Annotated in this window: 20 protein-coding genes; 11 read left to right on the forward strand and 9 right to left on the reverse strand. The window is 69.8% G+C overall.

Annotated elements, in window-relative coordinates; genetic code table 11:
- Positions 1–8: 8 nt before the first annotated feature.
- Complete coding sequence (locus MKD50_RS15050) at positions 9–695, reverse strand: hydrolase (protein WP_115699726.1); 687 nt, start codon at positions 693–695, stop codon at positions 9–11.
- A 360-nt stretch (positions 696–1,055) separates the two neighbouring features.
- Between MKD50_RS15050 and MKD50_RS15055 the strand changes: the two genes are divergently transcribed.
- The gene (locus MKD50_RS15055) at positions 1,056–1,715 is read left to right on the forward strand and encodes a response regulator transcription factor (protein WP_115681749.1); all 660 of its coding nucleotides are present in this window, start codon (positions 1,056–1,058) and stop codon (positions 1,713–1,715) included.
- A gap of 39 nt (positions 1,716–1,754) precedes the next feature.
- Positions 1,755–6,956, forward strand: a complete 5,202-nt coding sequence (locus MKD50_RS15060) for a trifunctional serine/threonine-protein kinase/ATP-binding protein/sensor histidine kinase (RefSeq protein ID WP_252667493.1) — start codon at positions 1,755–1,757, stop codon at positions 6,954–6,956.
- A 59-nt stretch (positions 6,957–7,015) separates the two neighbouring features.
- On the opposite strand, the gene MKD50_RS15065 is transcribed toward MKD50_RS15060, so the two are convergent.
- The 7 genes from MKD50_RS15065 to MKD50_RS15095 form a co-directional block, all read right to left on the reverse strand.
- On the reverse strand, positions 7,016–7,693 hold the full coding sequence (locus tag MKD50_RS15065; RefSeq protein WP_252667494.1) for a hypothetical protein: 678 nt from the start codon (positions 7,691–7,693) through the stop codon (positions 7,016–7,018).
- Entirely contained in the window at positions 7,690–8,676 is a 987-nt protein-coding gene (gene surE, locus MKD50_RS15070) for a 5'/3'-nucleotidase SurE (protein WP_252667495.1), read from the reverse strand. Before surE ends, MKD50_RS15065 begins: the two co-directional genes overlap by 4 nt.
- A gap of 73 nt (positions 8,677–8,749) precedes the next feature.
- Positions 8,750–9,775, reverse strand: coding sequence for a 4-hydroxy-2-oxovalerate aldolase (dmpG, locus tag MKD50_RS15075; RefSeq protein ID WP_115699729.1), 1,026 nt, complete (start codon positions 9,773–9,775; stop codon positions 8,750–8,752).
- A gap of 11 nt (positions 9,776–9,786) precedes the next feature.
- Positions 9,787–10,692 carry an acetaldehyde dehydrogenase (acetylating) gene (locus MKD50_RS15080; RefSeq protein ID WP_252667497.1) on the reverse strand — a complete coding sequence of 302 codons (906 nt, stop codon included), beginning with the start codon at positions 10,690–10,692 and terminating at the stop codon, positions 9,787–9,789.
- A gap of 27 nt (positions 10,693–10,719) precedes the next feature.
- Complete coding sequence (dmpE, locus tag MKD50_RS15085) at positions 10,720–11,502, reverse strand: 2-oxopent-4-enoate hydratase (protein ID WP_252667499.1); 783 nt, start codon at positions 11,500–11,502, stop codon at positions 10,720–10,722.
- A gap of 56 nt (positions 11,503–11,558) precedes the next feature.
- Positions 11,559–13,130, reverse strand: a complete 1,572-nt coding sequence (locus MKD50_RS15090; protein ID WP_240071670.1) for a DUF1302 domain-containing protein — start codon at positions 13,128–13,130, stop codon at positions 11,559–11,561.
- A 170-nt stretch (positions 13,131–13,300) separates the two neighbouring features.
- Positions 13,301–14,089, reverse strand: a complete 789-nt coding sequence (locus MKD50_RS15095; RefSeq protein ID WP_252667500.1) for an SDR family oxidoreductase — start codon at positions 14,087–14,089, stop codon at positions 13,301–13,303.
- A 128-nt stretch (positions 14,090–14,217) separates the two neighbouring features.
- Between MKD50_RS15095 and MKD50_RS15100 the strand changes: the two genes are divergently transcribed.
- From MKD50_RS15100 to MKD50_RS15120, 5 genes are all read left to right on the forward strand, one after another.
- Positions 14,218–15,120: an alpha/beta fold hydrolase gene (locus tag MKD50_RS15100; protein ID WP_115699733.1), complete on the forward strand. Its 903-nt coding sequence runs from the start codon at positions 14,218–14,220 to the stop codon at positions 15,118–15,120.
- A 37-nt stretch (positions 15,121–15,157) separates the two neighbouring features.
- Positions 15,158–15,943 carry an SDR family NAD(P)-dependent oxidoreductase gene (locus MKD50_RS15105; RefSeq protein ID WP_252667501.1) on the forward strand — a complete coding sequence of 262 codons (786 nt, stop codon included), beginning with the start codon at positions 15,158–15,160 and terminating at the stop codon, positions 15,941–15,943.
- A gap of 22 nt (positions 15,944–15,965) precedes the next feature.
- A complete protein-coding gene (locus MKD50_RS15110) occupies positions 15,966–16,352 on the forward strand; it encodes a nuclear transport factor 2 family protein (RefSeq protein ID WP_252667502.1) in 387 nt (128 codons plus the stop codon).
- Between the two features lie 13 nt (positions 16,353–16,365).
- Positions 16,366–17,001 carry a TetR/AcrR family transcriptional regulator gene (locus MKD50_RS15115; protein WP_252667503.1) on the forward strand — a complete coding sequence of 212 codons (636 nt, stop codon included), beginning with the start codon at positions 16,366–16,368 and terminating at the stop codon, positions 16,999–17,001.
- Positions 17,002–17,088: 87 nt separating this feature from the next.
- Positions 17,089–17,304, forward strand: coding sequence for a hypothetical protein (locus MKD50_RS15120; RefSeq protein WP_252667504.1), 216 nt, complete (start codon positions 17,089–17,091; stop codon positions 17,302–17,304).
- Between the two features lie 51 nt (positions 17,305–17,355).
- On the opposite strand, the gene MKD50_RS15125 is transcribed toward MKD50_RS15120, so the two are convergent.
- Positions 17,356–17,835 (reverse strand): SRPBCC domain-containing protein, encoded by a 480-nt coding sequence (locus tag MKD50_RS15125; RefSeq protein WP_111520079.1) that lies wholly within the window; start codon positions 17,833–17,835, stop codon positions 17,356–17,358.
- 634 nt (positions 17,836–18,469) lie between these two features.
- Between MKD50_RS15125 and MKD50_RS15130 the strand changes: the two genes are divergently transcribed.
- The 4 genes from MKD50_RS15130 to MKD50_RS15145 all read left to right on the forward strand — a co-directional run bounded on the left by MKD50_RS15130 (position 18,470) and on the right by MKD50_RS15145 (position 24,558).
- A complete protein-coding gene (locus tag MKD50_RS15130; protein ID WP_115699739.1) occupies positions 18,470–19,732 on the forward strand; it encodes a hypothetical protein in 1,263 nt (420 codons plus the stop codon).
- Positions 19,733–20,077: 345 nt separating this feature from the next.
- On the forward strand, positions 20,078–21,007 hold the full coding sequence (locus MKD50_RS15135) for a hypothetical protein (RefSeq protein ID WP_115699740.1): 930 nt from the start codon (positions 20,078–20,080) through the stop codon (positions 21,005–21,007).
- A gap of 61 nt (positions 21,008–21,068) precedes the next feature.
- Entirely contained in the window at positions 21,069–22,463 is a 1,395-nt protein-coding gene (locus tag MKD50_RS15140) for a hypothetical protein (RefSeq protein ID WP_252667505.1), read from the forward strand.
- 19 nt (positions 22,464–22,482) lie between these two features.
- Positions 22,483–24,558: an 8-amino-7-oxononanoate synthase gene (locus tag MKD50_RS15145; RefSeq protein ID WP_115699742.1), complete on the forward strand. Its 2,076-nt coding sequence runs from the start codon at positions 22,483–22,485 to the stop codon at positions 24,556–24,558.
- Positions 24,559–24,599 lie beyond the last annotated feature (41 nt).

Consider the following 24,599-nt stretch of genomic DNA (forward strand, 5'->3'; position numbering starts at 1 on the left):
CGCCAGGCTTAGCGGGCCGGCACCGGCGCGATCGACTCGTGCGGCGTGGCGGTGCGTTGCGGGGCCTTGTGGACCATGGTGTAGGCATAGTCGACGCCCATGCCGTAGGCGCCCGAGTGCTCCTTGACCAGCTTCATCACGGCGTCATACGTATCGCGCTGGGCCCAGTCGCGCTGCCATTCCAGCAGCACCTGCTGCCACGTCACCGGCACGGCGCCGGCCTGCACCATGCGCTGCATGGCGTAGTCGTGCGCTTCCTTGCTGGTACCGCCCGAAGCGTCGGCCACCATGTAGATCTCGTAGTTGCCTTCCAGCATGGCACACAGCGCGAAGGTGGTGTTGCAGACCTCGGTCCACAGCCCGGCGACGATGACCTTGTTGCGGCCGTTCGCCTTGAGCGCGTCGCGCACTTTCTGGTCGTCCCACGAGTTCATCGAGGTGCGCTCCAGGGTCTTCTGCTCCGGGAACACGTCCAGCAGTTCCGGATAGGTGAAGCCCGAGAACGACTCGCTCTCGACGGTGGTGATGGTCGTCGGGATATTGAAGATCTTGGCCGCCTTGGCCAGACCGACCACGTTGTTCTTCATGGCCTGCCGGTCCATCGACTGCACGCCGAAGGCCATCTGCGGCTGGTGGTCGATGATGATCAGCTGGCTGTTCTGCGGGGTGAGGACTTCGAGCTTCGGGTTGGACATGGTGTCGTTCCTTGGGAACAGGGTTGAGCCCGGGTGCGGTCCTTGCTTCAACGCAAGGCCGTAACGCGGGAAGGGGCGGAGCAGGGCGGCGTGGTCGCGTGACCGCAGCGCTGCCGCAGGGAAGACTAGTCGGTGTGGGCGCCAACGCAAATCGTATGTTCGTATTACCCGGCGGCTGCGCCGATGCCCAGACGTGGTGCACCGTGCGCGGCGTACGCGCCGTCGCCGCCTGCGCCCGCGACTAACACCATGGTATGGGTGTCGGGTGCATCACTGCCGTGAACCGATGCCGATCCTTGCGATGACATGCTCGCTGGTTATAATCCGCAACACCTTTCCGAGCGCACTGGAGATCTGACCGTGACATCACCGAGCCTGGAGCCAGCCGACACCAGTGCGAACGATGACGCGACGGTGCTGGTGGTCGACGACGATGCCGCGCTGCGCCGGGCGCTGGGCAACCTGTTCCGTTCGGTCGGCCTGGACGTGGCGCTGTTCGCCTCGGCCGCCGAACTGCTGGCGACGCCCTTGCCCGATACGCCATGCTGCCTGCTGCTCGATGTCAGGCTGCGCGGGCAGAGCGGGCTCGACCTGCAGGCGCGGCTGGGGCAGCTGGGTGTCCACATCCCCATCATCTTCATGACCGGCTACGGCGACATCGCCATGACGGTCGCCGCCATGAAGGCTGGCGCCGAAGACTTCATGCCCAAGCCGTTCCGTGACCAGGACCTGCTCGATGCGGTCGCCGCCGCGCTGGAGAAAGACCGGCTGCGGCGCCAGGGACTGCGCCAGCTCGACGCATTGCGCGCCAGCTACCAGTCGTTGACGCCGCGTGAAGGCGAGGTCATGGGCCTGGCGGTGGCGGGACTGCTCAACAAGCAGATCGCCGCGCAGATCGGCATCAGCGAGGTGACGGTGAAGATCCACCGCGGCCAGGCCATGCGCAAGATGAAGGCGCGAACCTTCGCCGAACTGGTGCTGATGGCGCAGCAGCTCGGCCTGTGCAAGGTCGGCGGCTGAGTGCGCCGTGGCGCCGAGCCTGCCATCATTCCCGCCCCCATGACGCCTGGCATACCCGCGCAGCGACGCCCCGCACCGGCCTTTGACGACGCCTGGCTGGCGCGGGCCGCGCAGACCGTGGTGCACGTCTCGGACGGCATCGGCTACCTGCAACTGTCCGACCCCGACACCGGGTTGCGCTGCTTCGCCAGGGCAGCGCCGCTGGCCGACAGCGGACCACTGCAGGACGAAGCCCGGCTGGCCGCGCGCTTGCAGACGGACTGGGCCGCGGTGCCAGTCGCCACGCTGCGCAGCGCGGATCGCATGGTGGTGGTGTATGGCGGTGCGCCCGCATCGACCCTCGCCGCGACACTGGGGGGCGCCCCGGTTCCCGTCGCACGCTTCCTGGAGCTTGCCATCGGCAGCGTGCGCGCGCTGGCGGGCGCGCATGCGCACGGCCTGCTCCATGGCGATATCCGGCCGCACAACCTGCTCGTTGATGACAGCGACGACAGCAGCGCCAACGACAGTGCCAACGACAGCGCCGGCGTGCGCCTGACCGGCTTCGACCATGCCACCGCGCTGGACGCCATGCCGCCTGTGGTGCCGCGCCCCGGCCCCGCGTCGTGGGCATACCAGTCGCCCGAAGTGGCCCGCGCCGACCAGGCGCGCACCAGTGCCCGCTCCGACCTGTATTCGCTCGGCGTCACCTTCTACCAGATGCTGACCGGCACGCTGCCGTTCACGGCCGATTCGCCCGCGGCGTGGCAGCACGCCCATCTTGCCGTCGAGCCCGTGCCGCCGCATGTGCGCGCACCCGGCCTCGCGCCGTTGCTGGGCGCGATCGTGCTCCGGCTGCTGGCCAAGGATCCGGTTGACCGCTATGCCGGCGCCATGTCGCTGCTCGCCGACCTGCTGCGCTGCCAGGCGGACTGGCGCGAACGCGGCGAGATCGCGCCGTTCAGGCTCGATGCCGCCGGCCCGACCTCGACTCTGAACGTGTCCGGCGAACTCTTTGGCCGCGCGCGCGAAACCGCGCAGCTTGCCGACGCGCTGGCGCGCGTGCGCCACGGCGGCCAATCGGAGCTGGTGCTGATCACCGGCGCCGCCGGCAGCGGCAAGTCGGCGCTGGCAGCGTGGCTGTCGTGCCAGGCGGGGCAGCACGGCATGCGCTTTGCCAGCGGCAAGAGCGACCAGTTGCAGCTGGACATTCCGTACGCCCCGGTCGCACAGATGATCCGCGCGCTGTCGCTGCCGCTGCTGGACGAGCCGGAAGCCGCGCTGGCGCCGGTGCGCGAACGCTGGCTGCGCGCGCTCGCGGGGCAGGGCCGGGCCATTGCCGTGCTGGTGCCCGAGGCCGCGCAGGTGCTGGGACGCACCGCGCCGCTGGCGGAGGTGCCGGCCCGGCAGGCGCAGGCGCGCGCGCAGCAGGCCATTCTTGCCACCTTCGCCACCTTTGCCGACCAGGGCGCGCCGCTGGTGCTGTGCCTCGATGACCTGCAATGGGCCGATGCGTCGACCATTGCGCTGCTCGAAGCCATCACCACGCAGCGCCCGGGCAACCTGCTGCTGATCGCCGCCTATCGCGACCATGGCAACGATGTCGAGCAGCGCTTCTCGTGGCTGCTGCACGCCAGCCGCGCCGGCGCGCTGCCGGTCACGCGCATCGCCGTGCGGCCGCTGGCCGTATGGGAACTGACCGAACTGGTGGCGGCCGCCCTCAACGAGCCGGCGCCGCGCGTGGAAGCGCTGGCGCAGCTGGTGCATGCGAAGACCGGCGGCAATCCCTTCTTCTCGTATCAGTTGCTGCGCGCGCTGGTCGACGACGGCGTGCTGGCCTACCGCAACGAGCGCGCCGGCTGGCACTGGGACGAGGCCGACGCCGCCCAGCATCGCTACACCGACAGCGTGACCGACCTGATGACACGCCGCTTCGCGCGGCTCCCGCAGGAGGGTACGGAGCTGCTCAGGCAGCTGGCCTGCGTGGGCATACGCTGCGAGCAAAGCCTGCTCGCGTGCGTGGCGCAAGTCGGCGCGGCGCAGCTCGGCGAGCGGCTGCGCCCCTTCGTCGATGCCGGCCTGCTGGTACGGACCGGCGACGGCTACGCATTCCAGCATGACCGCGTGCTGGAAGCCGCCTACGCCATGATCGCGCCACGCGAGCGAGCCGCCGCGCATGCGCGCATCGCGGACATCATGATCGAGCACTGGCAGGGCGAGCTGGCCGCGCATGCCTTCGAGATCGGCAACCAGATCGAGCGCGCCGCCGGCCAGCCGCTGCCGGAGCCGCAGCGCGTGGCGTTCGTGCAGGTGCTGCTGGTCGCGGCCAGGCGCGCCCGGCGCAGCGCGGCGATGGCGCAGGCGACGCGCTACACCGACGCCGCGTTCGCGCTGATGCAGCCGTCATGGTGGACCACGCACTGCGCGCTGGCCTACGCCGCCAGCGTGCTGCACTGCGAATGCCTGCTGGCGCAGGCACGGCTGGAGCCGGCCTCGCAGGAGATCGACGCGCTGCTCGCGCGCGACCTGCCGCCGGTGGACAAGGCCGCCGTGCATCGGCTCAAGGCCAGCCTGCAGACCGTGCGCTCCGACTATGAGGGCGCGATCGACGCCGCGCTGTCGGGATTGGCGCTGCTCGATATCCACCTGGAGCGCGGGCCCAGCCCGGCGCGCATGCGCGAGGCCTATGACGCGGTGAAGCAGGCGCTGGGGGGCCGCGCAATCGACAGCCTGGGGCGGCTGCCCGCGACCGAAGACAGCCGCATCCAGACCATCATGGGGCTGCTGTCGACGCTGATCTCGTCGCTGTTCGTGCGCGATGGCATCAGCTTCCTGCACGTGGCCAAGATTGTGGAGCTGACGCTGGAACACGGCGCCACCGCGCAATCGCCATATGGGCTGTCGTGGTTCGGGGTGTTTATCGCCAGCCTGTACGAGGAATACGAGGACGGCCTGGCCTACGGGCTGGCGGCGATGGACCTGGCCGACCGCCATGGCTACGAGGCCGAGCGCATCGCCACGCTGGTGGCGGTCGACCAGGTCAGCGCCTGGACCCGGCCCCTGTCTTACGCGCTGGCGCATGCGCAGCGCGCGGTCACGCTGGGCCGCGCCTCGGGCGATATCGGCATGGCCTGCTATGCCTGCAACCATATCGCGTCCGACCTGCTCGCCATGGGCGAGCACCTGCGCCTGGTGGAGGAGGAGATCGGCCGCGGGCTGGCGCTGACGCGGCTGGTGCAGTACCGGGATATCGAGCTGATCCTGTATTCGCAGCACCATTTCCTGCACCGGCTGCGCAGCGGCGACGAAGCCGCACCGCAGGGCGAGGCCGCGCACCAGATGAGCGCGGCGCAGCGGCTGGCGCGCGCCAACTCGCTGCCGACCCGGTTCTGGATCTGGCTCTACGACGGCATGGCGGCGGTGTTCCGGCAGGAGTGGCAGCACGCCGTGCGCAGCCTGCGCGAGGCGCAGGCGCTGATCTGGTCGGCGCCGGCCCATATCAACGTCGCGGATTGCCGGCTGTATCTGGCCCTTGCGCTGTCGCACGCGACTACCGGCGCTGCGTCGGACGACGTGATGGCCGATGTCATGGCCGAGCTGGCAGCGCATCGCGACTGCTTTGCCCGCTGGGCGGCGCTGAACCCGCTGACCTTCCGCGGCAAGCTGGCGCTGGTCGATGCGGAGCTGGCGCGCCTGCGCGGCGATCCGCTGCAGGCGCTGGCCGGCTACGAGCAGGCGGCGGTGGCTGCCGCCGCAGCCGGATTCGTTCATGAGGCGGCGCTCGCGCACGAGCTGGCCGGCATGCTGGGCGAAGCGCGCGGCCTGCCGACCGCGGCCATGCAGCACTGGCGCCTGGCCCATGCCGGCTATCGCCGTTGGGGCGCCGACCACAAGGCGATGCTGCTGGAGGCCCGCCATCCGCAACGCGATGTGGCGGGGCACGACCACGGCGGCGCCGACGGCAAGCTCAGTGCGCAGCGCTGGGAGCTGGGCATGAAGGCGGCCAGGGCGTTGTCCAGCGAGATCGTGATGGACCGGCTGATCGAAACGCTGATGACCCATGTGGTGCTCCATGCCGGCGCGCAGTACGGCTTGCTGCTGCTGATGCGCGGCGGGCAGCCCATGATCGAGGCCTCGGCACGCGTGGCAGATGGCAAGGTGGCGGTGACGCTCGGCAGCGCGGTGCCGAGCGAGCAGGCCCTGCCGCTGGCGGTGCTCGACAGCGTGCTGCGTACCCGGCAGACGCTGGCGCTGGACGACGCCATGGTCGATGCGCCGTCGATCCGCACCAGGGGCGCGATTGCCGGTGGCCCGCGCTCGGTGCTGTGCCTGCCGCTGCTGCGCGGCGGCAGCCTGGTCGGCGTGTTCTACCTGGAAAACAGCCTGGCGCCGGCGGTGTTCGACGCGACCCGGATCGCCGAGCTCGAGGTGCTGGCGCCGCAGGTGGCGATCTCGCTCGAGACCGCGCGCCTGTACCAGCAGCTGATCGACGAAAGCAACCGCCGCGTTGCCGCCGAGAGGCGGCTGCGCAGCGCCAGCTCGGCACTGGCGCGCACCTCGCACCTGACCGTGATGGGCGGCCTGGCCGCCTCGATCGCGCATGAAGTCAACCAGCCGCTCACCGCCATCGTCGCCACCGTCGACGCCAGCCTGCGCTGGCTGAACCGGCCCAGGCCGGAGGTGGCCGAGGCGCTCGACGGCTTCACCGACATCAAGCAGTACGCGCTGCGCGCCGCCGACATCATCCGTGCGCTGCGCGCGCTGGCCAGGCAGGTGCCGGCGGTGCTGGCGCCGCTGCATCCCGACGATGTCCTGCGCGAAGTACTGGAGATGGCGCGCCTGGACCTCGACGCGCACGAGGTCCGGGTCGTCGCACGGCTGGCGGCGGGAGCCGCCGTGGTCGAAGCCGATCGCGTCCAGCTGCAGCAGGTGGTGCTGAACCTGATCACCAACGCGCTCGACGCCATGGCGCAGACCCCGCCCGCGCAGCGCGAGCTGATCGTGACCTCGTACCGCGAGCAGGACACCGTCGTCGTCAGCGTGCAGGACCACGGCGCGGGCATTCCCGACGACGTGCTGGGCCAGGTGTTCGAGCCGTTCTTCACCACCAAGGACGATGGCATGGGCATGGGTCTCGCCATCTGCCGCTCCATCATCGAGGCGCACGGCGGCACGCTGGAAGTGCGCAACCGGCGCAGCGGCGGCAGCGAGTTCATGTTCCGGCTGCCGGTATGCGAGATGTTGCCCGCGGCGCAACCCTGAAAGCACCACCGCCGCGGCGCTGCGGGACGGTGGTTCTCACGCGTCCCGCATCCCCTGCATCAGCCGCAGTTCCCGTCGGCCACGCACAGCCCGTGCACCACCATCTCGCCCATGAAGTCCATCGAAGCCTGGTCGGCGATGGCTTCGCGCAGCGCGTCCAGCGCGGCATCGTGGGCATCTCCGGCATTGCCGGCCTGCAGCGGGGTGTCATGCCAGCCCCGCGGGACGGCGGCAGGGTCGACATCGACCCCGGCCCCCGCGGCCAGCGCCGCCAGCACGGCGCTTTCCGCTTCGACCAGCGCTTGCGCCGACAGGCCCTTGGCGCTTGCCGTGCCGAAGCCGTCGAAGGCCTGGGCCGGCGGGCCGCCCGTCAGCTTCCACAGCGCCAGCTCGGTCAGCGGCGTGCAGTTCACGGTGCGCCCGCCCAGCACCAGGCCGTGCAGCCGCTGGCGGTTCGGCTCATCCTGCGCGAGCCCCCCCTCGCAGCGCACCATCAGCGCGCCGTCCGGCACGCCGGACAGGCGGAAGGCGCCGCTGGCATCGGCCGTGGCGTGGCGCACCTGCCCTTGCGAGTCGCGCACCTGAATGCTGGCGCCGGCCAGTGCCGCGCCGACGGCCGCGGTGCCGCTCACATCCTGCGCCGGCTCATCCCCGCATGCCGCGATGGCCGCGACCCCGCATGCGAGCACGAGGTGGCGCCAGTGTCGAAGTTGCTTGCCCATGGTGTCGGTGCTCACGGAGCCAGGTTGGCCAGCTCGCGGCGCGAGCGGTTGAACAAGCCGCGCGCCAGCGGCGTCGGGCGGAAGTCGACGTCGAGCGGCGAGATGGTGATGTACTTCGCCAGGAAGGCGGGCGTCTCGGCCGTCTTCGCCAGCGCGGCCGGTTCGGTCTCGGCCGCGCCCACGTCGATCGAGACGGTGTTGTCGGCATTGCGCTTGTAGGCCGTGGTAAAGGAATCCACGGTGCCGGGCACGGTCAGGCGCACGCCGGCGGGGGTGCCGCCGACCGGATAGTTGATGCTGAGCGGGTGGGCCACGGGCAGCAGCGGCTGGCCGGCGGGGCGGCTGGCCTCCAGGGTGGCGACCACGCGGGCCAGGAAGGCGCCGGCCTTTGGGAACGCGGCGATGGTGGCCGGGAAGCCGGAGCGTGCCTCGGCGAAGTCCACCCCCACGCTCAGCGCGATGGCGGGCACGCCGCGGCGCGCGGCAAACAGCACGTTCATCACCGTGCCCGAGTGCGGGATCGAATCCGACAGGTTCTCGCCGAAGTTGGCGCCCGACACCACCAGGTCCGGCGTCATGCCGCTTTCCGGCGCGACGATCTTCAGGCCGATGGCGGTGGCGTCCACCGGCGAGCCGCTGCCGATATAGTCCGGGTTGGTGCTGTTGAGCGCGCTGCCCGCGACAAAGGTGGGCTTGACCCGGTGCACGCAGTAGGTATCGGCGCTGCCGGCGAGCGGGTCCACCACCAGCCGGGTACGGCCATCGGGCACGGCATAGGCCGCGCCCGAGCCGCTCTGGTTGGTGGCGGGGCCGACCGTGACCACGCGGTGGCCGGCGTCCTGCAGGGCCTTGCGCACCGCGGCGATGCCGGGCGCGGCGCAGCCGTCGTCATTGGTCAGCAGGATATTGAGGGCGTGGGCCGGGCTGGACGCGACGGCCAGTGCCGTGGCAGCAAAGGCGAAGCCGGCAAGCCGCGGGCGGGCACGAAGTCTGAGCATGGGTACCTGTCTCCTCTTTCTTTGTGGGTGATGAAAGCAGTGCCCGGCGTGCCGGGGCGGATCGAAAGCGTCCTTACGCCACCGGCAGGCCGCGCGCGCGCGCCAGCGTGATCGCGGTGTCCTCGATCATGTCTTCCTGGCCGCCCACCAGCCGCTGCCGGCCCAGCTCCACCAGGATCTCGCGCGCGGGGATGCGGTACTTGGCCTCGGCGCGCTTGGCAAACAGCAGGAACGACGAATACACGCCGGCATAGCCCAGCGTGAGCGCGTCGCGGTCGATGCGGATGGGGTGGTCCATGATCGGCACCACCAGGTCCTCGGCCACGTCGGCAATGCGGAACACGTCGACGCCGGTCCCGATGCCCATGCGCTCGCACACGGCCACCAGCACTTCCATCGGCGTGTTGCCGGCGCCGGCGCCCAGGCCCGCGGCGGCGGCATCGATGCGGGTCGCGCCGCAGGCGATCGCGGCGAGCGAATTGGCCACGCCCATGGCCAGGTTGTGATGGCCGTGGAAGCCCAGTTCGGTCTCCGGGCGCAGCGCCTGCCGCACCGCGGTGAGCTTCTCGGTGACATCGTGCGGCAGCATGTGGCCGGCGGAATCGGTGATATACAGGCAGTTGGCGCCGTAGCTTTCCATCAGCAGCGCCTGCTGCACCAGCGTCTGCACCGGCGCCATGTGCGCCATCATCAGGAAGCCGACGGTATCCATGCCGAGCTTGCGCGCCATGCCGATATGCTGTTCCGAGACATCGGCCTCGGTGCAGTGCGTGGCCACGCGGATGGTCTGCACGCCGATCTCGTGCGCCATGCGCAGGTGGTCGACGGTGCCGATGCCGGGCAGCAGCAGCGCCGACACGCGTGCCTGCTTCAGCTCGCCCAGCACCGCGCGCAGGTATTCCTCGTCGCTGTGCGCGGGGAAGCCGTAGTTGACCGAGGCGCCGCCCAGGCCATCGCCGTGGGTGACTTCGATCAGCGGCACGCCGGCGGCGTCGAGGCCGCGGGCAATGCCTTTCATCTGCTCCAGCGAGATCTGGTGGCGCTTCGGGTGCATGCCGTCGCGCAGGGTCATGTCGTGCAGGGTAATGCGTTGGGCCATGGCCGGGCTCCTCAGGCAGTGGCGGTTTCAGGGCTGCCGGCGCGCATGGCGGCGGCGATGCATTCGGCGGTGCGGGCGGCCGAGGCGGTCATGATGTCGAGGTTGCCGGCGTATTTGGGCAGGTAGTCGCCCAGTCCTTCCACCTCGAGGAAGATCGAGACGCGCTTGCCGTCGAACACCGGGCCGTTCTTCAGCGTGTAGCCGGGCACGTACTTGCGCACCTCGGCGATCATGTCGTGCACCGACGCGGTGATCGCGGCCACATCCGGGGCGTCTTCGGTCAGGCAGTGGATGGTGTCGCGCATGATCAGCGGCGGCTCGGCCGGGTTGATCACGATGATGGCCTTGCCCTGGCGCGCGCCGCCCACGGCCTCGATCGCGCCCGCGGTGGTGCGGGTGAACTCGTCGATATTGCGGCGCGTGCCGGGACCGACCGAGCGCGACGACACCGTTGCCACGATCTCGCCATACGCCACCGCCTGCACGCGCGATACCGCATACACCATCGGGATGGTGGCCTGCCCGCCGCAGGTGACCATGTTGACGTTCATCTCGTTGCTGCCGATATGGGCCTCGAGATTGACCGGCGGCACGCAGAACGGCCCGATCGCCGCCGGCGTCAGGTCGATCACGCGCACGCCGCGCGCGGTCAGCTTGGCCGAGTGCTCGGCGTGGACGTAGGCAGAGGTAGCATCGAAGGCGATGCGGATATCGTCGGCCTCAAGGTGCGGCAGCAGGCCGTCGATGCCGTCGCTGGTGGTCTTCAGCCCCAGTTCGCGCGCACGCGCCAGGCCTTCGGAGGTCGGCTCCACGCCGACCATCCAGACCGGTTCCAGGATATCGCTGCGGCGCAGCTTGTAGAGCAGGTCGGTGCCGATATTGCCGGGACCGATCAGGGCGCATCGGATCTTGTTCATGGTGTTTGGGATCGCAGGGTCAGACAATCAGGAGAACACGGCGGCGCAGCCGCCGATGCCGGTGATATGCATGGACAGGCGGTCGCCCGCCTGCACGGGAATCAGCGCCGCCAGCGAGCCCGACAGAATGGTCTCGCCGGCCAGCAGGGGAATGCCGTAGCTGCCGAGGGTGTTGGCCAGCCACGCCACCGCGTCGGCGGGATGGCCCAGCGCGGCGCTGCCCAGGCCGGTGGCGGCGCATTCGCCGTTCTTGTTGAGCGTCATCGCACACGCGGCCAGGTCCACCGCATGCGGGCTCACGCGCTCGTCGCCGAGCACATAGACGCCGCACGAGGCGTTGTCGGCAACGGTGTCCTCGATGCGGATGCGCCAGTCGCGGATGCGCGAATCGACGATCTCGAAGCAGGCCGCCACCGCCTCGGTGGCGTCGAGCACGTCGTCGCGCGTCACGCCCGGGCCGCGCAGGTCGCGCCGCAGGAAGAAGGCGATCTCGCCCTCGGCGCGCGGCTGGATCAGCGACGCGGCGGGGATAGGCTGGCCGGCGGCGTAGTGCATGCTCTGCAGCAGGATGCCGAAGTCGGGCTGGTGCACGTCCAGCATCTGCTGCACGGCGGCGCTGGTCACGCCGATCTTCTTGCCGGTGACGCGGTCGCCGGCCGCCAGCCGGTGGGCGACAAAGCCCTGCTGGATGCGATAGGCGGCGCTGACATCCAGCGCCAGGCCGCGGCCGCTGAGCGGCGGCACCGGCGTGCGCGTGACCAGCGCCTGGTGGAGTTCGTTGCTGAGCGTGGTGATCAGGTCGGCATTCATGGCGGAAGAGAGGGCGGTCCGCGGGCCATGCAGGCGGCGCGAACCGGGACGAGGGGTCAGAACGAGTACTTGGCGTTGAAGGCGACGTAGTCGCGATCGGCCAGCGGGCGGTTGACGATATTGGCGCCGCCGATGAACGCGGCGTAGGTCAGGTTGAGCTCCAGGTTGTTCAGGTACTTGAAGGTCAGCCCGACGCTGGCGCGCTTGTCGCCATAGCCCATTAGCGTGCCGAACGCGCCCGCCACCGCCGACCTGCCGCTGAACTGCTGCGCATAGGTCAGCGGCACGGTGACGTCCCAGCCGTCGAACACGTTGTTGTAGGTCAGCGACCAGCCCACCTGGAACGCCGCCGAGTTGCGCGTGTTCGACAGCTTGCTGAAGCCCATCACCGGGTCCACGTCCAGCACGTGCAGGTACGAGACTTCGCCCAGCAGCGCCTGCGAATCGGCCAGGAAGGTCGGCCCCACCGAATAGATCGCGGACAGGTTGCCCTGCAGCGCCTTGCCGCGCGAGGCGGTGGGCGACCCCGCCACGTCCACCAGCATCGGTATGCCGTCCTTGTAGCTGACTTCACCGGCGACGTTGGCGCCGAGCAGCTGCGTCGAGAAGCTGGCGCCGGTCAGGTTGATGCCGCCGTAGAACTTCTGCTGGTACTGCAGCGTGGGGAACAGCGAGGTGACCACGCTCGGGTTCTTGTCGTGGTAGCGCAACTGGTAGATCCCGATCTCGGTGTCCTCGAACACGCGGAAGCGGGCGCCGACACCCCATTGGCCCCAGTCGGACGGGCGGATATCCGGACCGCGCGGGATGTTGAAGCCAGGCCCGATGATGAACTCGGCGCCAGGCCCGACCACGTCGGTGGTGCTGAAATAGCTACCCGGGGCAAAAATCTGGTTCGGCTTGTAGGTGAACTGGTAATAGCCCATCACGCTGAACGTCGGCGTCACCTGCAGCTGCAGCGAGGCCTGCGGCACCGGCAGCAGGATGTCCTTGACCTCGGCGCCGGGCACGAAGGCCTTGGTGGCATCTGCGGGCCCTTGCGCCCCCGCGATGTTGGCGAAAAACAGGCTCTCGCCCCACGCCACCACCTGGTTGCCCAGCTTGAAGCTCAGCTGCGTGCCGCCGATCGGCGTGGCGCCGTAGACATAGGCGTCGAGCAGCTGTGCGCGGTGCTCGTGGTAGTCCTTCGCCGACTCGGTGAATTGGTTGAACGGCCCGCTGTGGTTGACCGTGAAGGGCGCGTTGTTGGAGTTGGTGCCGCTGTAGGCCCAGTCGTAGAACACGCTGCCGCGCAGCAGCGCACCGAACTCGCCGCGCTTCAGGTGCGCCTCGCCCAGCAGCGAGACGCGGTTCGCGGTCATGTCGCCGCGCTTGAAGTTGCGGTCGCCGTCGTCGCCATTGATATTGGCCGGGCTCAGCAGCGCGTCGCTCTGGCGGCCGGTGCGCAGCGCCGCGCCGTAGGACGCGGTGACGCTGTAGTCGAGCGTGGTGTCGTTGCCAAAGTCGATGGTGTCGCCGGCTTGCACGGGCTGCGCTAGCAGCGCGGCCAGCGCCGTCAGGGCCGCTGCTGCGGCGATGGGCCGCAGCCGGTTGCGGCGCTGCTGTGGCCCGCGTGGTGGTTGGTGCATGGTGGTCTCCCCGTGGAATCGGTGTTGGTTCATTGCCTGGCACTTCGATCGGCGCTCGCCTGGACGAGAAGCGTAGAGAGGGGGAGCCATGCACAAATCGGCAGAACGGACTAGGCGCTTACCCTACGGGCAGCGGCTCAGGTGCGGCTCAGGTGCGACTCAGGTGCGACTCAGGTGCGATTAATCGAGGCGGCGTCGAGAAAGGCCGGCCGTTCGCCGCCGCCGTCGATGACGAGATTGGCACCGCTCACGTACGAGGCCTGCGGCGACGCCAGGAACAGGCAGGCGGCGGCGATGTCGTCCGGCAGCGCCAGCCGCCCCAGCGGCACCGTCGCCGCCATGCTGCGCAATGCAGCGGGGTCGCCGTAATGCTGCTGCTGCGAGGTATCGGTCAACACCATGCCCGGGCTGACCGCGGCCACCCGCACGCGCGGCGCCCATTCCACCGCGAGCGTGCGCACCGCGTTGAGGATGCCGGCCTTGGCGGCGCCGTAGGCCGCGGTGCCGGGCGACGGGCGCAGCGCGCTGACGCTGCCGACGAACAGCTGGGTGCCGCCGCCGGCCTGCTGCTGCATGCGCGCATTGCAGCGCTGGGCAAGCTGCAGCGGCGCCACCAGGTTGAGCCGGATCACCGACTCGAGCAGCCGCGGCGAGGCGTCGGCGACCAGCGCGAACGGCGCGCCGCCGGCGTTATGGACCACCACGTCCAGCGTCGGGCTGGCCTGCGCAATCTGCGCCAGCATGGCGTCGACCTGTTCCAGGTCGCGGATGTCCGCGGCAATGAAGCGGGCGCTGCGGCCGTTTGCGGCCGGCAGTTCGCTGTCGTCGGCGGGCGCGGTGCGGCCGCACACGAAGACGTGCGCGCCGGCGCGCAGGAAGCCCTCGCTGATGGCGCGGCCGATGCCGCGCATGCCGCCTGTGACCAGCACGGTCTGGCCGGTGTAGTCGAATCCTGTCATGGGCTTGCCCCGTTTTGCATGGAGCGCCCATCGTAGGAGAAGTGGCGCGGCGGCTCGTAGTCCGAATGAACGATGCCCGGGGCGGTGGCCCTGCGCAAGATGCTGGGCAAACCAAGGGAGACGCCCTCATGTCCGCTACCTCGCTGCACACCGCCCCGATCACCTCGTCCACGTCCTCCACGCCAGCTTCGCTCCACCCCAACCTGCCGGTGGGACGCTTCATCACCACCGCCAAGGGGCTGCGCCTGCACTGCCTGGATGCCGGCGCCGGCGAGCCGGTGGTGTTTATCCACGGCAGCGGGCCGGGCGCGAGCGGGCACAGCAACTTCCGCCACAACGTGCCGGCGTTTGCCGCGGCGGGCTTGCGCACCGTGGTGGTGGACCTGCCGGGCTACGGGCTGTCGTCCAAGCCGGACGATGTCGAGTACACGCTGGACTTCTTCGTCGCCGCGCTGCGCGAGCAGCTGCTGGCGCTGGAACTGCCGCGCTGCGTGCTGGTCGGCAATTCGCTGGGCGGCGCAATCGCGCTGCAGTACGCGCTGGATTATCCCGAGCATGTCAGCCGCCTGGTGATGATGGCGCCGGGCGGCGTGGAGGAGCGCGAGACCTATTTCGAGATGCCGGGCATCCAGCGCATGGTGTCGCTATTCACCGGCGGCCACATGAACCCCGACACCATGCGCCAGCTGCTGCAATTGCTGGTGCACGACGCCAGCCTGGTCACCGACGCGCTGGTCGACGAGCGCATGGCGGTATGCCGCGAGCAGCCGCGCGAGGTGCTGGCCACCATGAAGGTGCCCAACCTGACTGCGCGCCTGGGCGAGATCCGCTGTCCGGTGCTGGGCTTCTGGGGCACCGAGGACCAGTTCAATCCCGCCTCGGGCGCGGCGAAGTTCCTGAGCGGCTGTGCCGATGCGCGCTTTGTCATGATCAACCGCTGCGGGCATTGGGTGATGGTCGAGCACGCGGCGTATTTCAACCGCGAATGCCTGGGCTTCCTGGCCGATACCGCCCCGGCCGGCGCGGCATAATTGCCTGCGCCCACAAGATAAATACCAAGGAGACATCATGGAATACCCGTATGACCTGTTCGGCCTGCGCGGCAAGGTGGCGGCCATCACCGGCGCCGCGCGCGGCATCGGCGCCGAGACCGCGCGCATGCTCGCGGCCGCTGGTGCCAGGGTGGCCGTGCTCGACGTGCTGGAAGCAGACGGCAAGGCAACCGCCGAAGCGATCTGCGCGGCCGGCGGCGAGGCCGCGTTCTGGAAGCTCGACGTCACCCGCGAAGACGAGGTGGCGCGCGTATTCACCGAGATCGCCGAGCGCTTCGGCAGCCTCGGCATCCTGGTGAACAACGCCGGCATCGAAGGGCCCAATGCGCCCACCCATGAACTGGCGCTGGAGCAATGGCAGCAGGTGATGGCGGTGAACGTGACCGGCACCTTCCTGTGCACCAAGCACGCCATTGCGCCCATGGAGCGCGCCGGCGGCGGCGCCATCGTCAACGTGTCGTCGATGTACGGCATCGCCGGCGGGCCGGACGTGCCGCCGTATCACGCGTCGAAGGCGGCGGTGCGGATGATGGCCAAGACCGACGCGCTGCTGTACGCGGGCAAGAACATCCGCGCCAATTCGATCCATCCCGGCTTTATCCGCACGCCGATGCTGGAGCACGTGGCGCAGGCCTCGGGGCAGGGCGAGGGGCTGTTCGACTACCTGGGCGGACTTGCGCCCGCGGGCAAGGTGGGCCAGCCGCGCGACATCGCGGCAGGCATCCTGTACCTGGTGTCCGACGCGGGACGCTACGTCACCGGCGCCGAGCTGGTGATCGACGGCGGCTACACCGCACGCTGACACCCACGACCCGGAGAATCCCATGCCCCAGTCCCCCGATAGCGCCGCGATGAAAGCGACGCTGCTCGCCTATGTCGAGCGCTTCAATGCCGGCGACGCGCAGGGCGTTGCCGCGCTCTACGCCGACGACGCCACCGTGGAAGACCCGGTTGGCGCGCAGCCCATCGTTGGCAAGCCGGCGATCCTGGCGTTCTACCAGCAGGCCACTGCACTGGGCGCGCAGCTGGAGGTGGTGGCACCGCCGCGCGGCTCGCACGGCAACGCCGCCGCGCTGACCTTCGCCGTGCATGCGCGCCTGGAAGGGCGGCCGGCGCGTATCGACGTGACCGACATCATGAGCTTCGGCGACGACGGCCGCATCCGCAGCATGCGCGCCCACTGGGGCCCGGACGACGTCCATTTCGTGTAAGCGCGCCGCGCCGATGGCCCGTCACACCCGCGAGGATGCCGCCGTCACGCGCGCACGCATCCTCGCCAGCGCGCAGCAGCTGATTCGCCATCGCGGCCTGCATTGCGTCACCATCGACGACGTGGCGCGCGCCATCGGCATGACGCGCGGCGCCGTCTACGGGCATTTCCGTTCCCGCGCCGAGCTGCTGGGCGCGCTGCTGTCCTGCGCCGAAGCCGACTTCGCCGCGCGGCTCGCACCGCTGGCGCAGGGTGGCGCCGGCCCGGACGCATTGGCGCAGGCGTTGCAGGCCTTCCTGCACGGCGACGAACTCGCGCGCCATGTCAGCCTGATTGCCGCGCTGCTGCAGCACAAGTGCGGCGAAGCCTGCGAACTGTGTCCGCTGCGCGAGCGCGTGCTGCGCGGCGTCGAATCGCTGCGGGTCACTTTCGCGATGCTGTTGCCCAGCCCGGATCTGGCCGGCCTGCTGGTCGCACACCTGTGGGGCCTGCTGGGGGCGCACGCGATGCATCTGGCGCCCGCCGGGTTATCCGGCAGCGCTGCCGCGCTGGCCCGGTTGTATCAAGGCCGGCCGGCGCTGTCCGGCGCGCGCGCTTCCTGTCGATCCGACGCCACTTCCGGCCCCGCGCTGATGCGGGATACCCCTTAGTCTGCTCGGACGAAGAGCTCCGGCGCGCCGCTGACTACGATGCTTTCAATAGCCCGGATCAAAGCAGGGCAAGCGGAGGAGACAGCGATGAAGCGGCTCGGATTTCGTTGGGCGGCAGGCCTGGTGGGGGCTGGCGCCGCCATGGGCGTGGCCTGGGGGCTGGCCGTGGATGCCAGTTGGGACGACCGGCCCGCGGCGACGCTGCCCGTCGCCGGCGCCACACTGGAGCACTGCGACGACGCGTGCGTGCGCAGCCGTGGCGCCGCGGCGCTGGTGGTGCTGAGCCAGCGCCCGCCGCAGTAACGCTGCAAGTATCGGCCGGCCCGGGCTCCGGGCCGGTGACGCGCCGCTTGCTCAGTTGCGGCTGGCCTGCCGCTGCGCCTGCAGCGCTTCCGCGCGCGCCTTGACGTCGCGTGCCACCTGGTCGAAACCCTGCTTCACCCAGGCACCGTGCTCGCGCATGATGGTCTCGGCATTCAGGCCCAGGAACAGGTCGGTGGTGAAGTAGCGGCTGCGTCCCGGGCCGATCGCTTCCAGGTACTGGTCGCGCCGCGCGGCGTCCTTGTTGTCGTCGGTGGGGCGCTGCTCCCACGACAGCAGCCGCTCCGGTTCCCACGCCACCAGGTACTCGTTGACCGGGATCACCTGGTCGGTGCCGGGAATGCGCACCTGCATGTGAACCATGTCGCCGAGCCGCCCGGTGGTCTCCAGGCCGGGACAGAACGTGTTCCATTCGCCGTAGCGCGCAAAGTCGGTCAGCACTTCCCACACCAGCGCTGCCGGCGCCTCGATTTCTACCTGGATCGACGTCACCAGATTCTCGGCCTTGGCCATGTCTCCTCCTTCATCAAAGTCATTGGGAAGGGACACACTAGGGCCACCCGCCGGCGCGCCGCATACCCCGAACGGACGAGTCCGGGTGGACGAAGACGACACCATCGCGGTGATGCAAATTGAGGCTGGCCCCGCGCTCGCGCTGTCCGGCGGCGGCGATGCGCGGCGGGGCCGCATTTCTCCATCTGCTGTGAGCTTGGTGCCGGCCATCGGGGATGGCCGGCGTTTTTTTGACGCGTTGTCTTTGCTGTTTTGCAGGACTTTGTTGATGCTCCGGCCCTCACCCCAACCCTCTCCCGCAAGCGGGAGAGGGAGTACGCAAGCTGGAGTTGGAAGGCCCGACGTCGTTGATGACGCTGTGCCTTTGCTCCCCCTCACCCGCAAGCGGGAGAGAGAGTACGCAAGCTGGAGTTCGAAAGCCCGACGCCGTTGATGACGCTGCGGCGTAGTTGCCCTCGCCCGGCGGCGTGGCGGGCCCGCGCGCATCGCCAGCAGCGTTTCATCGCGGACACATACCTCCGTCATCCATCGAGCCGATTTTCCATTCCTTTCCCGCCAACTAGATTGGGTTCATCGATGGCGCCCTTCGTAGCCGTCGACCTTTACGACCGCAGAGTCCGAGGAAGGGGAGCCCATGAAAATCGCACACATCAGAATGGCCGCCGTGCCATGCGCCTGCCTTGTCATCATGCTCGCCGGCTGCGGCGGTGGCGGAGGGGGCGACGCCCCGTCTACCAGCGCCGCCGCGAGCCCGGGCACGTCGCCTGGCACTTCGACAGGCACGTCGCCAGGCACAACCACCGCGCCGACTACGCCCGCTCCGGCCGCGGCAACCACCAGTGCCATGCTGTCCGGCACCACCGATCCGGGGCCCGAGATCGGCAAGGACGGGGACTACTACCTGAACACCGTGACGTGGATGATGTTCGGGCCCAAGGCCAATGGTGTGTGGCCCGCAGGGGTTTCGCTGGCGGGTCCGGGCGGCAATACCGGTGCGGCCGGCAGCACCATCCTGTCCGGCTCGGTCGATCCGACCAACAGCGTCGGCAACGACGGCGATTACTACATCAACACCTCGACCTCGACGCTGTTCGGTCCCAAGGCGAACGGCACGTGGCCGGCGGGCGTGCCGCTCGGCAGTGCCACCGGCACGCCGCCCCCAAGCGGAGGCACGGTGCTGTCGGGAACCGGCGCGCCGGACAACAGCCTCGGCAACAATGGCGACTACTACCTCGACACCAGCACCTGGACGCTGTACGGGCCGAAGGCAGACGGCGTATGGCCGGCCGGGGTCTCGCTGGTCAGCCAGCCAGGCGGCAGCGGCGGCACGGGCGGTACCGGTGGCACCACGGTCGGCAATGGCGGCCATGTCCTGTACGGCAGCGGCGCACCGACTGACGACATCGGCGTGGACGGCGACTTCTATTTCGACACCACCACGTGGACCATGTACGGGCCCAAGCAGGGCGGCAAGTGGCCGACGACGGGTGTGACCATGGCAAACGGCACCGTCTACAACGGCAACTTCAACGTGCCGGATACGCTCAGCCGCGGCCGCTATGCCATGACCGGCGCCGGTGGGGCGGTAGCGTTGCCGTCGGACTTCGGGGTCGTGATCCCCTACGATTGCACGCGCGTCACACTTACGGCGAGCACGCTGGGCAAGGTGCAGGGCACGCTCGACATCTCGGTGCACAAGGTGACCGGTTCCGGAGCTTCGGTCGTGCTCGCACAGGTCAGCGACCTGAGCTGCAAGATCACCAATGGCCTGCAGAACTGCAGCAAGGAGGCGCTGGCCGGGACGGTCACCCATGGCGACAAGCTGCAGGTACAGGTCGACAACAACCAGGCTACCGACTGGGGTGGCCTTGCCGTGAACCTCGCCTGCATCAAGTAGGCGGGACCGGCGGCGGGGGCATGGTCTCCCGCCGCCATCTTCTGCGCAGACAGCAGACGGCGTGAAGCCGGCGAAGGCGTGGGGCAGGTCACGCCGCGCCGGACGGGAGGATCGCGCCGATCCTGCATTCCAGGCTGCGCCCGGGCAGCGAAGCGTGCTTCGCCTGATCCCGCACCCCAGGCCGGCCCCGCGCGAAGCGCGGTTCGCCGCCGGCCGCCGGGGACTTTCCCAATATCTCGCCTTTTCAGGGACTTAGACGTTCTGTGCGGGCTGGCACGCCGCGTGCACAAGGTGGGCACGCGAGTTCCGCTGCGGCTCGCCAACCTAACCTGAAAGGAGCTGCAAATGCACGATATCGGGACTTCCAGGCCGGGCGGTTGGGGCACCGGCTACAACGAGCTCGAACAGGAGCTGGCCTCGGAGCTGATGGAGGCGGGCGAGCTGGGCCAGGAACTCGGCGGCATGGCGACCGAGTTCGAAGGCGAATTCGAGGGCGAGGGAGAATTCGAGAACGAGTTCGAGCAAGAGGTCTCCGGCGAGATGCAGGAGATGGAACTGGCGGCCGAGCTGCTGGCCGTCAACAGCGAACAGGAAATGGAGCAGTTCCTGGGCGGCCTGGTGCGTTCGGTGGGACGCGCCGCCAGCAGCTTTGCCAGGTCGTCGGCGGGCAAGGCGCTGGGCGGCATCCTGCGTTCGGCGGCCAAGGCGGCGCTGCCGGTGGTGGGCAGCGCGCTCGGCAACCTGGTGGTGCCCGGAGCGGGCGGCGCGATCGGCGGCAAGCTGGCCAGCATGGCCGGCAGCGCGCTCGGCCTCGAGCTCGAGGGCCTGAGCAACGAGGACCGCGAGTTCGAGGTGGCGCGCCGCGTGGTCCGCATCGGCCAGCAGGCCACCCGCAACCTGCTGACCATGCCGCGCAACGTGCCGCCGTCGCGCGCCGCGCGCGCGGCGTTCCTGCAGGCCGCGCGCCAGGTCGCGCCGGGCCTTCTTCCCGCCATGCGCACGATTTCGCAGAACGGCGTGGCGGCGGCGCGGCAGATGGGCACGGCGCCGATCTTCGGGCCGGCTGCCAACGGCGCCGCCGCGGCGGTGCGCGCCCCCGGCTCAGGTTATACGGGCTACGCCAACGGCGGCGCGGGGTCGTGCCCGTCGTGCGGCAACGCAGCCGCGCAAGGCGGCCTGGCCGCGGCGGCGCTGCCGATGGGCGGGCAGTGGCGGCGCTCGCGCAACGGGCGCGCGCTGATCCTGTACCTGGCACCGCCACGGCCGATGTTCTGAGCCGCTCCCGCCCACTCGCGCCGCCCCCCGACATTCGCGATACGACTCCGAGGCCGCCGTCATGAACGCTTGCGCCAACGCCCTGCGGTTGCTGGAACAGGAGGTGCTCGGCATCCGCGCCCGCCTGGACGCGCAGCTGCCCTACGCGCTGCAGATGCCGATGGTCCCCGCCGCCAATATCAGCGACGAAGCCATGAGCGCCATCGAGCGCCATATGCAGGCGGCGCGGCACCAGCTGCGCCGGCGCATTGCGCGCTTCCTCGGCGCGCTGCGTGCCGCGCGGCCCGAGCCCGCCGCGGTGGCGCGCGCACAGCAGCGCTACGCCATGCTCAAGCTGTATTTCCACGCCGCACTCACGCATTTCGAGATCTTTGCCGAAGTGCTGACGCAACGCAGCCAGCATGGCACCGGCGTCTGGCTGGCGGGGCTGGACGTGGCCGCGCGCGACGGGCTGCGGCAGGCCGGCGTGGCCATCGACCTGCCGCAGGTGATCTGCTATGTCGAGCGCGGCCATGGCGGCGCGATCCGGCGGGCGCGCACGCGCTTGCCCGGTGGCGGCGCCAATCCGGTGGCGGTGATCCGCATGCCGCGCGAGCGCATGGTCGGCACCGGCCTGGCGGCGTCATTGTTCCACGAGGTGGGGCACCAGGCGGCCGCGCTGCTGGACCTGGCCAATGCGTACCGCCGTGCCGCCGCCGCCGACGGCCGGCAGGGGCTGCGGCTGGTGTCCGGCGGCACCGGCGCGATGCCAGCCGCGCTACCTGCAACGACGGCGCCGACGCAAGTCTGGCGCGCCTGGGAGCGCTGGATCAGCGAGATCGTCGCCGACCTGTGGGCGGTGTCGCGGGTGGGCATTACCGCCACCTGCGGGTTGATGAGCGTGGTGAGCCTGCCGCGAGCCTTCGTGCTGCGCATCAACCTCGACGACCCGCATCCGGCGCCGTGGATCCGCGTCAAGCTGTCGCTGGCGATGGGCCGGGCGTTGTATCCGCATCCGCAGTGGGATGCGCTCGAGCAGGTGTGGGAACGGCTCTATCCGCGCTGGCAGATGAGCGCCGCGCAACGGCGCGCGTTCACGCAGCTGGACCAGTCGATCCCGGCGTTCGTGGCCAGGTTGCTCGCGTTGCGCGCGCCGCGGCTGGGCGGGCGCACGCTGGGCCAGGCGCTGCGGCTGCCCGGCCGCGATCCCGCCAACCTGTTGCGGCTCTGGCGGCTGGTGCGGTCGCGCCCGCACCAGTACCTGGCCGATACCCCGACGCTGGCGTTCGCGGTGCTGGGGCAGGCCCGCTACAGCGGCCTGCTCGCGCCAGACGTCGAGTTGCGCACCATCTCGGCCTTGCTGCAGCGCTGGGCACTGGCCGGCTATCTGCCCTGGAGCGCCGGCAGCGCGCAGCTGAGCGAGGCGCTCAACCAGCGACGGCAGCCGCTGCGCATGCCAGTCGCGGCCTACGCGTGATTTGCTGAAGGAGAACGTGATGAACACAAACACGGAGTCGGGTCGCGTGGAGTACGCGCTGGTGCCGACAGGCAATACCGACGGTGACTGGCATTATGACTTCACCAAGCTGACCGAAGGCCAGAAATACCTGAAGCTGGTGGTGTACGCCCGCGAAGGCGAGCCGCGCGAGATGGAGCAGCTGCGCCTCAAGCCCGGTAGCGAGGCCAGGCTGGAGATCCGCGTCGGGCCCTCGGACGCCTGGGGTGCAAAGGAAGAGGGGCTGCCCGCAGCGCTCGGCGAGGTCGCGCACACCATGCGCAAGCTGGCGGCGCTGGGCATTCCGGACGAGATGCTGTTTTCCGCCGCGGCCAGGCTGGGTGGCCGGCGTGAGGTCACCGTGACGGGCCGGCTCAAGGCGCCGCCGCACCCTGACGCCGGTGACGATGCCGAAGCGCAAGGCGACGATACCAGCGCCGCCGGGTTCGACGCGCTCGGGGCGCGTTCCGGTCCGGTGGGAGCGAAGGACTACCGCGAGCCGGCCATCAGCCTCAAGCGCACCTCGCGCGACCTGACGGCGGACTGGGCGCTGTGGCTGCTGATCAAGCGCAACGCCGACATGCTGAGCTGGGACAACTACGCGCGCCAGGTGGACCTGCTGTTCTTCGGCACCAGCCCGCTGCCGGCGCGCCCGGGCGCACCCGGCGGCCCGGCGCTGTACGACGAAGCCGCGCGGCTGAGCCGGCGCCGCTTCCTGCCGTTCTCGGATACCGATGCCTACCGCGCGCTGAAGGTGGCCACCGAGGCCTTCGTGGTGACGTGGGGCGCCGTGGTGCCGTCCGCGCGCGACAGCGGCACCATCGCCCGGCTGCTCAGGACCGACGTCGCCGCGATCCATCTGGCCAATGACCGGCTCGGGCTGAAGCTGGAGCCGGCGCAGGTAGAGGAGATCGCCGGGCAGTATTTCGGCAAGGGCGCCTCGCCGACGCTGCCTTACCTGGAGCGCGTGGTGCAGGGCCTGCAGGGCACCGACGCGGGGCGCACCGTCGACGACATGCGCGAATCCTTCGCGCGCTCCGGTGCGGCCGAACATCCCGCCTCGCATGCCGCAACACATCCCGCCGGCCATCTCGGCGAGCCGCTGTCGAGCTCGCGCGAACTGGTGCCGCGCGACGACGGCCCGTGCGGCGACGGCTGCCTGTGGCTGCAGCACTGGAACAACGACATCTCGGCCAAGCTGAGCGCGCCCCCGCTGATCGAACTGATCTGGAGCTACTGGATGGAAGAGCTGCAGCTGGTGCAGACCATGAACGCCATCTCGCGCCGCTTCCAGAATCTGTCCGGCGGGCCCAGGGACCCGCTCAACCAGCTCGAGCTGGATCCGCTGCGGCCGGTGAGCAACATCATCTGGGGCTGGGTACAGGATGAGCAGCATCGCCTGCCGATCGAGCGGCGTGCGGCCGAGTATCTGCACGAGTATGGCTTCCGCCTGTTCGGGCGCGCGGTGCCGCGCATCCAGCCGGCCGACAGCCGCAGCAAATTCCTGGGCGCGTTCCATACGCTGCTGAACCTGTGCGTGCCGTTCTTCCGGCAGGCGGACGATACCACCGTGGTGCCCGATGGCTTCCCGTTGCTGAACGCACTGCGCGAGGTGCACCTGATCCTGTCCGAGGGCGCGCATAACCAGTTTGGCGACCTGCCGACCACCTCGCGCATCGAGATGATGATGCAGCAGTGGATCCTGGCGCGGCCGGAGTTCCGCGAGTTCCTGCCGCGGCGCTCGATGATCGCGTATCCCGAGCCGTGGATGCACTCGGTGGAAAGCATGCGCAAGCTGCAGGGGTGGGGCGATACCAATACCTACCAGTTCTGGCAGCTGGCCACCACCGGCGAACAGATCGTGTCATCGATCCGCTGGAGCGACTGGAATTCGGTCACCGATCCGTCCAACGCGGCGAACTGGGCGGCATATTTCCGCCCCGAGATCCAGACCTATATCCACTCGTACCGGGCCGTCACCGGCGTGGACATCGGCGCCGAGCCGGTCGACGTGCAGGTGCCGGGCATGCACCTGCTGCGCCGGCTGCAAGAGCACCGAGGTGCGCGGGTGGGCTGAGCGTGGCCCAGCGGGAACGGCAGCGACAGCGAGGACAGGCG

This window comes from Cupriavidus mimosae (assembly GCF_023952485.1).
Taxonomy (GTDB): Bacteria; Pseudomonadota; Gammaproteobacteria; order Burkholderiales; family Burkholderiaceae; genus Cupriavidus; species Cupriavidus taiwanensis_C.

What these genes read in the sequence shown, in the direction of transcription:
- MKD50_RS15050 (WP_115699726.1), bottom strand. Translation starts at nt 695, where the DNA reads ATGTCCAACCCGAAGCTCGAAGTCCTCACCCCGCAGAACAGCCAGCTG.
- MKD50_RS15060 (WP_252667493.1), top strand. Translation starts at nt 1,755, where the DNA reads ATGACGCCTGGCATACCCGCGCAGCGACGCCCCGCACCGGCCTTTGAC.
- surE (WP_252667495.1), bottom strand. Translation starts at nt 8,676, where the DNA reads ATGCTCAGACTTCGTGCCCGCCCGCGGCTTGCCGGCTTCGCCTTTGCT.
- dmpG (WP_115699729.1), bottom strand. Translation starts at nt 9,775, where the DNA reads ATGGCCCAACGCATTACCCTGCACGACATGACCCTGCGCGACGGCATG.
- MKD50_RS15080 (WP_252667497.1), bottom strand. Translation starts at nt 10,692, where the DNA reads ATGAACAAGATCCGATGCGCCCTGATCGGTCCCGGCAATATCGGCACC.
- dmpE (WP_252667499.1), bottom strand. Translation starts at nt 11,502, where the DNA reads ATGAATGCCGACCTGATCACCACGCTCAGCAACGAACTCCACCAGGCG.
- MKD50_RS15090 (WP_240071670.1), bottom strand. Translation starts at nt 13,130, where the DNA reads ATGCACCAACCACCACGCGGGCCACAGCAGCGCCGCAACCGGCTGCGG.
- MKD50_RS15095 (WP_252667500.1), bottom strand. Translation starts at nt 14,089, where the DNA reads ATGACAGGATTCGACTACACCGGCCAGACCGTGCTGGTCACAGGCGGC.
- MKD50_RS15100 (WP_115699733.1), top strand. Translation starts at nt 14,218, where the DNA reads ATGTCCGCTACCTCGCTGCACACCGCCCCGATCACCTCGTCCACGTCC.
- MKD50_RS15105 (WP_252667501.1), top strand. Translation starts at nt 15,158, where the DNA reads ATGGAATACCCGTATGACCTGTTCGGCCTGCGCGGCAAGGTGGCGGCC.
- MKD50_RS15110 (WP_252667502.1), top strand. Translation starts at nt 15,966, where the DNA reads ATGCCCCAGTCCCCCGATAGCGCCGCGATGAAAGCGACGCTGCTCGCC.
- MKD50_RS15115 (WP_252667503.1), top strand. Translation starts at nt 16,366, where the DNA reads ATGGCCCGTCACACCCGCGAGGATGCCGCCGTCACGCGCGCACGCATC.
- MKD50_RS15120 (WP_252667504.1), top strand. Translation starts at nt 17,089, where the DNA reads ATGAAGCGGCTCGGATTTCGTTGGGCGGCAGGCCTGGTGGGGGCTGGC.
- MKD50_RS15125 (WP_111520079.1), bottom strand. Translation starts at nt 17,835, where the DNA reads ATGGCCAAGGCCGAGAATCTGGTGACGTCGATCCAGGTAGAAATCGAG.
- MKD50_RS15130 (WP_115699739.1), top strand. Translation starts at nt 18,470, where the DNA reads ATGAAAATCGCACACATCAGAATGGCCGCCGTGCCATGCGCCTGCCTT.
- MKD50_RS15135 (WP_115699740.1), top strand. Translation starts at nt 20,078, where the DNA reads ATGCACGATATCGGGACTTCCAGGCCGGGCGGTTGGGGCACCGGCTAC.
- MKD50_RS15140 (WP_252667505.1), top strand. Translation starts at nt 21,069, where the DNA reads ATGAACGCTTGCGCCAACGCCCTGCGGTTGCTGGAACAGGAGGTGCTC.
- MKD50_RS15145 (WP_115699742.1), top strand. Translation starts at nt 22,483, where the DNA reads ATGAACACAAACACGGAGTCGGGTCGCGTGGAGTACGCGCTGGTGCCG.